Here is an 11239-nt window from a genome sequence, read left to right as displayed (position 1 = left end):
TTCAGAATTTACCACAGAACCATCTTCCTGACCTAGAGGAAGCTAGAGAACTTTTCAGAACAGGTGACTTAGAAGCTACTGAGCTACTCTACGACACACAAGATACCTTATCTCAACTTATCCGAACTGCCTTTGTCCCAAGTAAAGGAAAGAAATTCATTGTTTGCGACTTTTCAGCTATCGAAGCTCGTGTACTCTCCCACTTAGCTGGAGAGAGATGGCGTAGTAAGGTATTTGAACAAGGGAAAGACATCTACTGTATGTCCGCTTCTCAGATGTTTGGAGTACCAGTTGAAAAACATGGACAAAATTCTGAATTGAGACAAAAAGGGAAAATTGCGGAGCTTGCTTGTGGCTATGGTGGTTCAGTCGGTGCACTCAAAGCCATGGGTGCCATTGATATGGGACTAACTGAGGAAGAACTCCAACCACTAGTAAACTCATGGCGACTAGCTAATCCGAATATCGTTCTCCTATGGTGGGATGTCGATAATGCTGTAAAGACTGCTGTAAAGGAACTAATTCCAACATCTATTAACGGTATTCAATTTGAAGTAAAAAGCGGCATTCTATTCATTACACTCCCATCTGGTCGTAAACTATCATATATCAAACCAAGAATTGGAGAGAACCAATTCGGAGGGGAATCTGTCACCTACGAAGGGACTGGAACTGCCAAACGTTGGGAGAGGTTAGCAAGTTACGGTCCAAAATTTGTAGAAAACATTGTACAAGCTATCAGCCGTGACATCCTTGCTTACTCTTTGAAGCAACTGAAAGAGTTTAAAATTGTAGGCCATGTACACGATGAAGTAATAATCGAATGTTCAAGGGAACAAAAACTTGATGAGATTGCATCATTAATGGGGATTGCACCAGATTGGTTGTCTGATATTAACCTTCGTGCCGACGGATACGAATGCTTATTCTATCAGAAAGATTAGTAAAAAATCGCCACCTCACAATTGAGATGGCGATTCTGCTATTTATTTAATTCTTTGTAAAGCTCAATCCCTTCTTTCTTAGTATTATTGACTTTTTTATAGCCTGCAGATTTCTGTACTCCTAGTTTTTCAAAGATTTCCTTATACTCATAACCATCAAATAGCATTTCCAAAATTTCTGGTGCTTGAAAGTTTGATTCTGCAAGTTTTGATTTCAAAAACTCAAATTGATCCATGAATAGATAAAGCTCAATCCCATCATCGATAACTGGTAAATCTTGTTTCTCTGTGAATGCTTCCCAAGATGAAATCTTAGGGGCATTTTTACTTGGCTTACGAAAATCTTTGAGATAATCATTAACTGAGTTATTATACCACCAGACCATCTGTTCATATTCCTCTTCTGCGACTGGAACAAAGGCAGTTAATATTGGAATACCCATAATTCGACATTGACGAAACGTACCACGTAACAAACCAGAATGGTGTGAGGACATGTAATAATCCTGTACGAACATGGGAGCTAGTACTTCACCCTCAGTTGGTTGTACTCCAGTTGATGAAGATTGAGCTTGGCAGTAGTTGAAAAAGTTGACGTTGATTGTCATGATTGATTGGCTTTCCAGTTAATACCGAAAGCACACATGACAAATCAAGGCATGCAAAAAATATTCTTGACCGCATAGTTACTTTCCTCTATGTTATCGGTCAGCTAACCTCACAGACTGACAATGCACTCTCAAGTCATAACTTTGAGGTTCGCTATGATCAGTAGCAAATCATGGTATGAGATTACTTTTAGTCTAGTATCTCATGGAAAATAAAAAAGAAAATAGCAAGATTCTGACACGGTCAAAACCTTGCTATTATGCAATTTTCTCCCTAAAACACAGAAAATATCACAGAAATAATATAAAAATCGTGTCAACATTGTGACACGATTACTTGATAGATATTCCCCTTTTTGTTAAAAATTGTTTTGCAGCCGCTACAGATTGTCCTTGGAAATGGTTAAGCAGGTATTGGTAAGCCATATCTTCTCTATCACCATTTTTTATTTTAAAGTTTGAGAGCGATAACAGATGCTGATTTATAAAATCAGGTAGCTCAAGATACACTAATACCAATACAAAGAGCTGTAAACTACCACCCGTTCCTTTAAACAGTCGTTTAATCGTTGATTCACTGGAATCTACTGCTTCTGCAATTTTAGGAAAAGTTTCCTCTTGATAATCTTTTACCTTATTCATTGCTTCAGTGAAGTCATTAGGCAATTGTCTAAACAATGTAAATTCACGATTTCGTTGCTCCGTTTCAACTTCAAGCTTTCTTTCATCAATTGAATATTCAATGCCATGTTTGTATGAAATCTCAAATTTATAAGAACTAGGATGTAGCAGATATAAAGTAAAATCTTCTTCAAACCCAACATCCTCATATTCCCTGCGCTTTACATCAAATATTATCGCATACTCATCGAGCTTCTCTAGAGCTGCTGATGAAATAAAAGGGTGTTGCATGAAGTACCATACTACTTCTGGACTATTAATAACCACATGTCCATCAACATAGATATAACATTTAGAATCAATCAATTCTCTAAAATTACTATCGGAGACATATAAATCAAACATTTGCTGTTCAGAAATAGTTAGAGTCTGATTGTGATTTACTTTTAGTTTATTAAAAGCATAATTGTTAACATATCGACCATCTACAAATTCCAAAACTCCACGAACTTCATCAAATCCTAATTCAATCAATCTTACTCTTGCTGACTGTTTTGAGACATGGAAAAAATCTGCCAACTCTTCAATAGTAATTTGAAGAATATCTAGCATTCCAGTACGTTTGTTATTTTCTGCAATCTCAGTAATTAATTCTAATGCTTTTTTACAAAAAGTACTTCTTGGCATCAAAATTCTAGGTGGAATAACTTTCGCTTGTTTTTCTATCCACATTCTAGCGTTCTTAAAATCCTTATCTCTGCGTTTATAATCATCTTGCGAAAGTAAAAATTCCTTCATCATTATGTGAGGTCGATGTCTATAGTGATGATATGCCTCATGAATGAGTGTTAGGTTTTTATTCCCTTTCACAAATTTACTTGCATCATAAATCACCGTTCCTTCAGAAACAACTAAACTTTTGTAAGAATTGTAAGTATGGTCATATACCCTAGCTAGTTCTGACCTAAAATGACTTTGACCACGAATGCTACCATCAGGGCTTAAGGGGCTTTCCAGCAATGTCAGTCCAAGGCTATTTATCGCAATTAGAGGGTCAATAGGTTGCGGTAACTTCAATGCAGAACTATAAAAGGTATTCAAAAATTGTTCTGCTTCTTCCTCGTACTTTGTTTGATACATATAGGGAAGTAACGTTGAGTCTAGCTGTGTTTCACTATCAAACTTTACTTTTCGAAGTTCACCAATTTCTACTAGTGACATTATGACTTCATCATCAAAGAATAACAAATATTCAATCATATGTTTTCTTTGGATATCTCTTATCTCTGTCTGCTCTTTACAAATAAACTCGAAATGTGTTTCTGAAGTCACATTAACTAATAATCGAATAGTTCGATAATCCTTTTGAAACGGAGTAACTTTAATATATTTTATGTTTGGAAGTTCTTTTGAGAACACTTGCCAACTCTCAACACTGTTTTCTATCTTAGCTTTAATATCCAATAAAATATTACTATGAATATCTGACTTAATTTGACTTATAAATTTTCTTTTAATATATTCTGTAATTGGCATCTTACAACCTCAATTTCGTTGCTTTATAATGCAACATAATGTTGAGAATATTATATCAAAAATTGTTAAAAAAATCAGCGTATTATTCTATTACAAGAAAATTTGTGCTAATGTTACTTTAGATATGATTAAACTACTAAAATCAGAAAAACGATTGATCAAACGATATATTTTACATATATAATGGATGAATACTAAGCAGATTTTACATCTGAATGTTCTTTTGTTGCAAAGTTTGATATTTTTGATATAATTGTTGCATAATAAAGCAACAAAGGTGGTGCGTCATGTTTTCTGGAATTCGTCTTAAAGAAAAAAGAATTGAGAGAAAATTTAATCAGTCTGAAATTGCCAATAAATTAGGTATTAATAGAGCTTCATACAATAAGTGGGAGTCAGGAAAGTCCACCCCGAATCAAAAAAACCTTACTGCTCTCGCCAAAATCCTAGATGTCCCGGTCACCTATTTTGAATCTGAATACAATATTGTCAATAATTATCTTCAGTTAACTCCCGGTAACCAGCTAAAGGCAGAGGACTATGTTGAGGAGCTTCTTCTATCCCAACAAACTTCAAACGTCATTCCACTCTTTTCAGTACAGGTACTATCAGATATTCAATTATCTGCTGGCCTGGGAGAAGGATTCTTTGACGAGTTTGAAACTGAAACTGTCTACTCCGATGAGGAACAATACGGCTACGATATTGCAGCATGGATCGAGGGAGATTCTATGGAGCCTGTCTATAAGAGCGGTGAAGTCGCACTTATACGCTCTAACGGTTTCGACTATGACGGGGCTGTATATGCATTTTCATGGAATGACTCAGTTTATATCAAAAAACTCTACCGTGATGAGGATGGATTTAGAATGGTTTCACTGAATAAGAACTATCCAGAGAAGTTCATCCCTTATGAGGATGAACCAAAAATTGTTGGTCTAGTTGTAGGCCACTTCATGCCTGTAGAGGGAGTATAGTCATGAAGCTAAAGGATATTTTAGAACTTGGGACGTATGGTTTCAATCCGGACTGTAAAGTCGAAATTTTCAATATGGACAACTTCGAGGAACGACTAGAAAATGAAGGATTCGATGAAATTCTTATTCCTCAAAATGAGGATGCTAAAATCTATCCTTACGCTTTTTTGTTAGAAAATTCTATTTTAATTGCTATGACCGAGGAGGATGACAACACCAATGAATGTTAAAGAAATGATTTACATCAAAGACGAACGTATTATCTTCATCCCTGATAAATTTGAATACGACATCACTGACTACATCGGTGAACTTATCGAAGAGCTAGAAAAACTTAAAAGGAGATAATCCTATGGGCTATATCGACTATTCTATTGAACCTCAAAGTGACATAGCCTTCCTCGATATGAAGTCCTTCTACGCTTCGGTAGAATGTGTAGATAGAGGTTTGCATCCGCTCTACACATCACTGTGTGTCATGAGCCGTGCAGACAACTCGGCAGGATTGATTCTCGCTTCTTCTCCTATGTTTAAGAAAGTCTTCGGAAAAGCAAATGTAGGTCGTTCCTACGACTTGCCATTTGACATAAACACTCGGTTCTGTTGCAAAGTTTCCGATAAGCTCATTTTGAGGTAAAATAATTGAAAAAGATAGCTTGGAGGAATGAAGATGACTCAGTTCAAAGGAAAACAATTTCAAAAAGACGTGATTATCGTAGCCGTCGGCTACTATCTTCGGTACAACCTGAGTTATCGTGAAGTGCAGGAAATTCTGTATGACCGAGGAATTCACGTTTGTCACACCACAATTTACCGTTGGGTGCAAGAATACGGAAAGATTCTTTATCAAATTTGGAAAAAGAAAAACAAACAGTCCTTTTATTCATGGAAAATGGACGAGACTTATATCAAAATTAAAGGAAAGTGGCATTATTTATATCGCGCTATCGATGTAGATGGCTTAACCTTAGATATCTGGTTACGGAAAAAGCGCGACACACAGGCTGCGTATGCTTTTCTAAAACGACTGAAGAACCAGTTTGGAGAACCAAAGGTTCTAGTAACGGATAAAGCACCCTCTATTAAGAGTGCCTTCAGAAAGCTTCAGAAAAATGGACTGTATATAACAACAGAACATCGAACAATCAAGTATCTGAATAATCTGATTGAACAAGACCATCGTCCAATTAAGCGAAGAAACAAATTTTACCAAAGTTTGCGAACAGCCTCAACCACGATTAAAGGCATGGAAGCGATTCGAGGAATTTATAAAAAAAGCCGAAAAGAAGGGTCTCTTTTTGGCTTTTCCGTCTGTACAGAAATCAAAGGACTATTAGGAATCCCTGCTTAAATAAGAATCATCTTGAAAAACTAATGACCTTTTTGAGACTTTGCAACAGAACCCACCAAAGTATAAATCGTTTATTGAACACTGGGCAAAGCGTACACTCATCGTTCCTCCTCGAATGGACAGATATATTGAGAAGAATCTAGAGATTCAGCATATCTTTCAAGACTATGCTGCTCCAGATGACATTCTCCCCTATTCAATCGATGAAGGCTTTATTGACCTTACTAGCTCACTCTCTTACTTTATTTCTGATAAGTCAATGTCAAGGAAAGATAAGTTAGATAATATTTCGGCTATGATTCAGAGAGATATTTATCGTAAAACAGGTATTATTTCAACTGTTGGAATGAGCAATTCCAATCCTCTTCTAGCTAAACTAGCTCTAGATAATGAAGCTAAGAAAACTGCTACAATGAGAGCTAACTGGTCATACGAAGATGTAGAAACCAAGGTATGGGCCATTCCAAATTTAACAGACTTTTGGGGGATTGGTAGTAAAACCGAGATTCATTTACAAAAACTTGGTATTCATTCAATCAAAGAACTGGCTAATTTCAATCCTGATATTCTCAAAAAAGAATTCGGTAAAGTCGGTGTTCAACTTTGGTTTCACTCCAATGGAGTTGATGAGAGTAACGTCCATGAACCCTATAAACCAAAATCACGAGGATTGGGTAACTCACAAGTACTTCCTAGAGATTACAGAACCCAAAGGGAAATTGAAATCGTATTAGCTGAAATGGCTGACCAGGTTGCTAATCGACTGCGTTCAGCCCATAAGAAAGCAACTGTTGTTTCAATCCATATTGGCTATTCTAGGACTGAGATGAAAAAATCTATAAATGCTCAGAAAAAAATTGAACCCGCAAATCTTCCAAAAACAATGGTTGGTCATGTACTAGAATTATTCCGAAAAAAATACACCTCTGGTGCAGTGAGACAAATTGGTGTATCTTATAGTGGCTTCGTAGATGAAAGTTATACTCTACTATCACTCTTTGATGATGTAGAACAAATTGAAAAAGATAATAGACTTCAGACAGCTATTGATGTTGTCAGAGAACAGTTTGGCTTTTTAGCCATACAAAAAGGAACCGTCCTAACTGAAGGTTCCAGAAATATTGAACGCAGTAAACTTATCGGCGGTCATTCCGCTGGTGGATTGGAGGGATTAAAATGATTGACCGTTCATACTTACCATTTCAATCAGCAAGAGAGTACCAGGATACTAAGATGCAAAAATGGATGGGCTTTTTCCTATCTGAGCATACATCAGCACTCTCTGATGATACAAACAAAGTAACGTACATGTCTGACTTATCACTAGAGAAGAAATTATTACTCCTCAGTCAAGTATACGCTAGCCAACTAAACACGCGCATTCAAGTGATTGAAAAAAACAAGCGTGTTTCCTACACTGGAACAATACCAAGTCTGACCAAAGATTTCATTTTGATAAAAACTACAACAGGTCACATCAATTTGAAATTGAAAGATATTATGAGTATCGAACTTGTTGAGGAGGTACTTTATGAATCAGCTTGAGTTTCAGCGTAATCACCTACAAATGGACTATTACAGCGAGAGCTACCAAGATTTTGAACGTGACTTTTATCGCTACTCCAATATGAATATTCCATTGACCTTCCTGACCGATGATATCCTCAAAACAATGGCAACTTCTCATAAGAATTACTTTGTCCTCAATAAGGAAAAGACTAGAGATAACCGTGATCACTTCTTCATTTTCGACGTAAGCACCGTAGATGAGAATCCACTAATCTATCATTATACATATAAGAAAACTACAACATATTTAGCAGAAAAATAGGAGCAGTTCAATTGACTGTTCCTATTTTTAATCTTCATAAAATCTAAAGTCTTTATACTCTTTAACAATGGAGTCGCCAGCCAGAACAGACTATACTGACCAGCGACTACCTTAAATTTAATGTTTCATATTTATTTTCTTATCTCTAATTTCATAAACTACATCAGCTACATTTTCGAGTAATCGTTTATCGTGGGTAATAAACACGATAGTTCCGGTGTACTCCTTCATTAGTATTTCCAAAGCCTCTAAACTTGGTATGTCAAGGAAGTTACTGGGTTCATCCATTATTAGGATGTTATATCTACCCATAAGCATTTTAGCAAGCAACAATTTTATAATTTCTCCACCGCTTAAAACAGATAAACTTTTTCCAATATCGTTCTGTTTGAACCCCATAGATGCTAGCACAGAACGAATTTCTGATATATTGTAATCACAATCCTTCTGCATAAACTCCATAACTTTCTGATTACTGTTGTACTTGTAACCATTCTGTGCAAAGTAACCTATTTTTGCCTTAGGTGAAATAGAAATTCCTTCTTCATGGTTTAAGATCATTTGGATTAAAGTTGTTTTCCCGGTTCCATTACCACCAGTTAACGCCACTTTTGCTCCTAGCGGAATTTGAAAAGATGCATTTTCAAACAGTGCCTTATCCCCAAATACTTTATTAATTTCCGCACCGACTATAGGGTATGGATTATGGAGCTCCAATGCTTTACTTTGCCTGAAACGAATTCTGCGAATGCCTTCCGGAGCTTCTACTTTTCCTAATGCCGCAATCCTGTTCTCTAGGGATTTAGCGGCATTATGCATCTTTTTTTCCTTACTTCCTATTGATTTTTGATGAGCTAAACGCCCTCCGCCTTCAGTACTTTTTTTCTTTGAAGAACCTTTTGCCTTCTGTTCTATTTTACGAGCCTGTTTTCGCTTTTCCTCCGCAGCCCTTTCCAATCGAGCACGTTCCGCAATAAATTGTTCGTATTCTGCAGCTTGTCTCTTACGTTCTTCCTCTTTCTGACGAAGATAATCAGAATAGTTTCCCCAATACTCAGTGATTTTGCCATCTTTCAGTTCCCATATTTTATCTACTATTTCATCAAGAAAATAGCGGTCATGGCTAATAACTAACAGTGCACCTGTAAAATATTTTAGCTGTCCTATTAGAAAATCAATTCCTTCACGGTCTAAATGGCTCGTAGGTTCATCCGCTAAAATACCATGAACCTGTGCCGATAAGGCCTGTGCTATTTTAAGCCTTGTTTCTTCACCACCGCTCATGGTCTGTATATTTAATTGCTCAACACCTAGCTTGCCTACAAGCGCAAAATCTTTTTCCTCCTGCAGAGTTACTTCGTCCAACTGGGGAATATAGGCAAGTTCACCCAGATGATTCATTTTACATCCTGGGGGAATTAATTCTCCTAAAAGTACCTTGAATAAAGTGCTTTTTCCTGCACCATTTGCTCCTACTAAACCAATACGGTCATAATCATATACTTCTAATTCATTTATATCTAAAACATCGTGTCCTTTGAATTCCACACGAATGTCTTTTGCTTTTAATATTAATTCCATAACATTTCCTCCTGTCTATAATCGCATGCTTTCATTTGCTTGTACGCAGGAAAAACCCTGCGATTTTAGCAGGAAGAATTACATGAAAATAAGATACATAAATATCCCTCCAATATTGTTTATTTTAAATCTAATTTTCTAATCTCATTTATCATTGGGCAAACTATTGCAATGCAAATAATTAAAATACCTGATAGTAAAAACCAATGATTTACACCGATTCTATCAGCAAAGAGTGCAGAAAGAATTAACCCAATTGGCATAGCAAGTGACATGATACTTCCGGTCAAAGAAAATACACGTCCTAAATATTCAGGCTTAATTTTCTCCTGAAAAAGAGCTGTTTGCACACCGCTATAAAATGGCACCGAAAGCCCCATTATTGCACAGCAAACTACGAATATTACAAATCCATTTGGAGGAAGTATTCCCGAAACGGCTAAACTGGTCCCCATTATAAAAAATGAACTTGTTATTAGTAATACATGCTTTTCGAAGCCCCCTAATCTTCCTAATAATAAGCCTCCTGCTAGCATCCCAAATGCAAAGGAAATTTCCGTAATAGAAATATGCACAGGCGTTCCATTAAAGTGTTCCATGCTTATTAAAGGAAATAGTGCATTGATTGGCATATAAACAAAAGTATATAGTGTTCCTAAGAGTAATAAGGCAAACAATCCTTTGTTTTGTCTCAGAACCACAACTCCTTCTTTCATCTCTCTTATGAAATTTGGTTCTAAACTTTGCACTTGATTACCCAGCTTAGGTATACGTACAATTGCTACCGTAATAGATGCAATCACAGCACCCAATACATCGATGGCAATAATAGCATTTAGTTCCCAAACGGAGTATAAGAGTGCTGCAACCGCCGGACTAACAATATAGCTTATAGACTGCAAAGACTGACTATAGCCTGCACATTTCGTAAGCTGTTCTTCTGGTACTAAAAGTGGCGTAACCGCATTGAGAGCCGGGGTGTGAAAAGCTGTTCCAATGCTACGGATAAACAATACTATCATAACCATCCAGACAGGTAGCTCCATATAGAATGCAACAATAGTAAGCACCGAACCAGCTGCTGCGATAATTAAATCAGCACCAATCATTATCTTCTTCCTATCATGACGATCCACTAGCACACCAATTGCAGGTCCAAAGACCGCATAGGGTAAAAAACCTAATAGTGAAGCCATAGACAAGACCATCGCGGATCCAGTTTTTTCTGTAAGGTAAAAAATAATCGCCATTTGCAAGATGGCACTAGTGATTAATGATACTGCTTGCCCTGCCCATATTGTATAAAACTTAAGTTTCCAATTGTTGTATTTTTCCATTTATATTATCTCCTGCATATTATTTTGCTTAAATTTCTATTTTGAATAGCATTATAGGCAATAAAAAAATGCAGGCCTAAATCCACAATGTGGCTTTTGGTCTGCATACATACAATTTGGAAACATTCATATTAAAGACATAGTTAAATAAAGGTATAGTTAAATAACCAATATCCTCACCGTAACTAATGAATGCTCAATATCGTATAAATAAGCACAACAAAAAAGCCTATCATCGGGTATAGATTCTGCTTTTCTTATTGCCAGCTTATCTTAAACGCATTGAGGCTGTCATAGTTTCGGTTCCTCCTACATCTTTGTTTATATCAATTTATAGTATAACACAACAAGATGATATGTTCAATATAAAAGTTATGGAATGAGTCTCATACTTCCAATTCGATGCCAGATTTAAAGGATATGACGAAGTGTTCTTCATAGACTGTAACGCTC

At 36.4% G+C, this 11239-nt stretch carries 11 protein-coding genes and 3 pseudogenes; 9 read left to right on the top strand and 5 right to left on the bottom strand.

Annotation, left to right across the window (positions count from 1 at the left end; all coding sequences use genetic code 11):
• A partial coding sequence (locus K5Q34_RS11320; RefSeq protein WP_253214121.1) for a DNA polymerase occupies positions 1 to 944 on the top strand: 944 nt, incomplete at its 5' end.
• A 38-nt stretch (positions 945 to 982) separates the two neighbouring features.
• Here K5Q34_RS11320 and K5Q34_RS11315 read toward each other — a convergent pair.
• Complete coding sequence (locus tag K5Q34_RS11315; RefSeq protein ID WP_221865033.1) at positions 983 to 1552, bottom strand: hypothetical protein; 570 nt, start codon at positions 1550 to 1552, stop codon at positions 983 to 985.
• Between the two features lie 333 nt (positions 1553 to 1885).
• Positions 1886 to 3709, bottom strand: coding sequence for an ImmA/IrrE family metallo-endopeptidase (locus K5Q34_RS11310; RefSeq protein ID WP_221865032.1), 1824 nt, complete (start codon positions 3707 to 3709; stop codon positions 1886 to 1888).
• Positions 3710 to 3996: 287 nt separating this feature from the next.
• Between K5Q34_RS11310 and K5Q34_RS11305 the strand changes: the two genes are divergently transcribed.
• The 8 genes and pseudogenes from K5Q34_RS11305 to K5Q34_RS11275 all read left to right on the top strand — a co-directional run bounded on the left by K5Q34_RS11305 (position 3997) and on the right by K5Q34_RS11275 (position 7868).
• Positions 3997 to 4686, top strand: a complete 690-nt coding sequence (locus tag K5Q34_RS11305) for an XRE family transcriptional regulator (RefSeq protein ID WP_221865031.1) — start codon at positions 3997 to 3999, stop codon at positions 4684 to 4686.
• 2 nt (positions 4687 to 4688) lie between these two features.
• A complete protein-coding gene (locus K5Q34_RS11300; RefSeq protein ID WP_221865030.1) occupies positions 4689 to 4916 on the top strand; it encodes a hypothetical protein in 228 nt (75 codons plus the stop codon).
• Complete coding sequence (locus K5Q34_RS11890) at positions 4906 to 5034, top strand: hypothetical protein (RefSeq protein WP_260619457.1); 129 nt, start codon at positions 4906 to 4908, stop codon at positions 5032 to 5034. Before K5Q34_RS11300 ends, K5Q34_RS11890 begins: the two co-directional genes overlap by 11 nt.
• 4 nt (positions 5035 to 5038) lie before the next feature.
• Positions 5039 to 5284, top strand: a pseudogene (locus K5Q34_RS11295) (DNA polymerase); the annotation flags it as partial.
• A gap of 72 nt (positions 5285 to 5356) precedes the next feature.
• Positions 5357 to 6037: an IS6-like element ISEnfa1 family transposase gene (locus K5Q34_RS11290; protein ID WP_000191454.1), complete on the top strand. Its 681-nt coding sequence runs from the start codon at positions 5357 to 5359 to the stop codon at positions 6035 to 6037.
• 55 nt (positions 6038 to 6092) lie between these two features.
• Positions 6093 to 7217: pseudogene (locus K5Q34_RS11285) on the top strand (DNA polymerase thumb domain-containing protein); the annotation flags it as partial.
• Positions 7214 to 7582 (top strand): hypothetical protein, encoded by a 369-nt coding sequence (locus tag K5Q34_RS11280; RefSeq protein ID WP_221865029.1) that lies wholly within the window; start codon positions 7214 to 7216, stop codon positions 7580 to 7582. The pseudogene K5Q34_RS11285 and the gene K5Q34_RS11280, both read left to right, overlap by 4 nt.
• Positions 7569 to 7868, top strand: a complete 300-nt coding sequence (locus tag K5Q34_RS11275) for a DUF5960 family protein (RefSeq protein ID WP_018374804.1) — start codon at positions 7569 to 7571, stop codon at positions 7866 to 7868. The genes K5Q34_RS11280 and K5Q34_RS11275 overlap by 14 nt, the downstream gene beginning before the upstream one ends.
• A gap of 117 nt (positions 7869 to 7985) precedes the next feature.
• Here the strand turns inward: K5Q34_RS11275 and msr(D) are convergent, their stop codons facing one another.
• From msr(D) to K5Q34_RS11260, 3 genes and pseudogenes are all read right to left on the bottom strand, one after another.
• Positions 7986 to 9449: an ABC-F type ribosomal protection protein Msr(D) gene (gene msr(D), locus K5Q34_RS11270; protein ID WP_161513004.1), complete on the bottom strand. Its 1464-nt coding sequence runs from the start codon at positions 9447 to 9449 to the stop codon at positions 7986 to 7988.
• Positions 9450 to 9568: 119 nt separating this feature from the next.
• Complete coding sequence (mef(A), locus tag K5Q34_RS11265) at positions 9569 to 10786, bottom strand: macrolide efflux MFS transporter Mef(A) (RefSeq protein ID WP_014636304.1); 1218 nt, start codon at positions 10784 to 10786, stop codon at positions 9569 to 9571.
• Between the two features lie 386 nt (positions 10787 to 11172).
• Positions 11173 to 11239, bottom strand: a pseudogene (locus K5Q34_RS11260) (site-specific recombinase); the annotation flags it as partial.

Origin of the sequence: Streptococcus sp. 2018110, assembly GCF_019754115.1 — a bacterium.
GTDB classification, from domain to species: Bacteria; Bacillota; Bacilli; order Lactobacillales; family Streptococcaceae; genus Streptococcus; species Streptococcus hashimotonensis.
This window is presented reverse-complemented; position numbering and strand designations above follow the sequence as displayed.

Bases quoted from the DNA above. Each gene is read 5' to 3' on its own strand.
- K5Q34_RS11315 (WP_221865033.1), bottom strand. From the start codon at position 1,552: ATGACAATCAACGTCAACTTTTTCAACTACTGCCAAGCTCAATCTTCA.
- K5Q34_RS11310 (WP_221865032.1), bottom strand. From the start codon at position 3,709: ATGCCAATTACAGAATATATTAAAAGAAAATTTATAAGTCAAATTAAG.
- K5Q34_RS11305 (WP_221865031.1), top strand. From the start codon at position 3,997: ATGTTTTCTGGAATTCGTCTTAAAGAAAAAAGAATTGAGAGAAAATTT.
- K5Q34_RS11300 (WP_221865030.1), top strand. From the start codon at position 4,689: ATGAAGCTAAAGGATATTTTAGAACTTGGGACGTATGGTTTCAATCCG.
- K5Q34_RS11890 (WP_260619457.1), top strand. From the start codon at position 4,906: ATGAATGTTAAAGAAATGATTTACATCAAAGACGAACGTATTATCTTC.
- K5Q34_RS11290 (WP_000191454.1), top strand. From the start codon at position 5,357: ATGACTCAGTTCAAAGGAAAACAATTTCAAAAAGACGTGATTATCGTA.
- K5Q34_RS11280 (WP_221865029.1), top strand. From the start codon at position 7,214: ATGATTGACCGTTCATACTTACCATTTCAATCAGCAAGAGAGTACCAG.
- K5Q34_RS11275 (WP_018374804.1), top strand. From the start codon at position 7,569: ATGAATCAGCTTGAGTTTCAGCGTAATCACCTACAAATGGACTATTAC.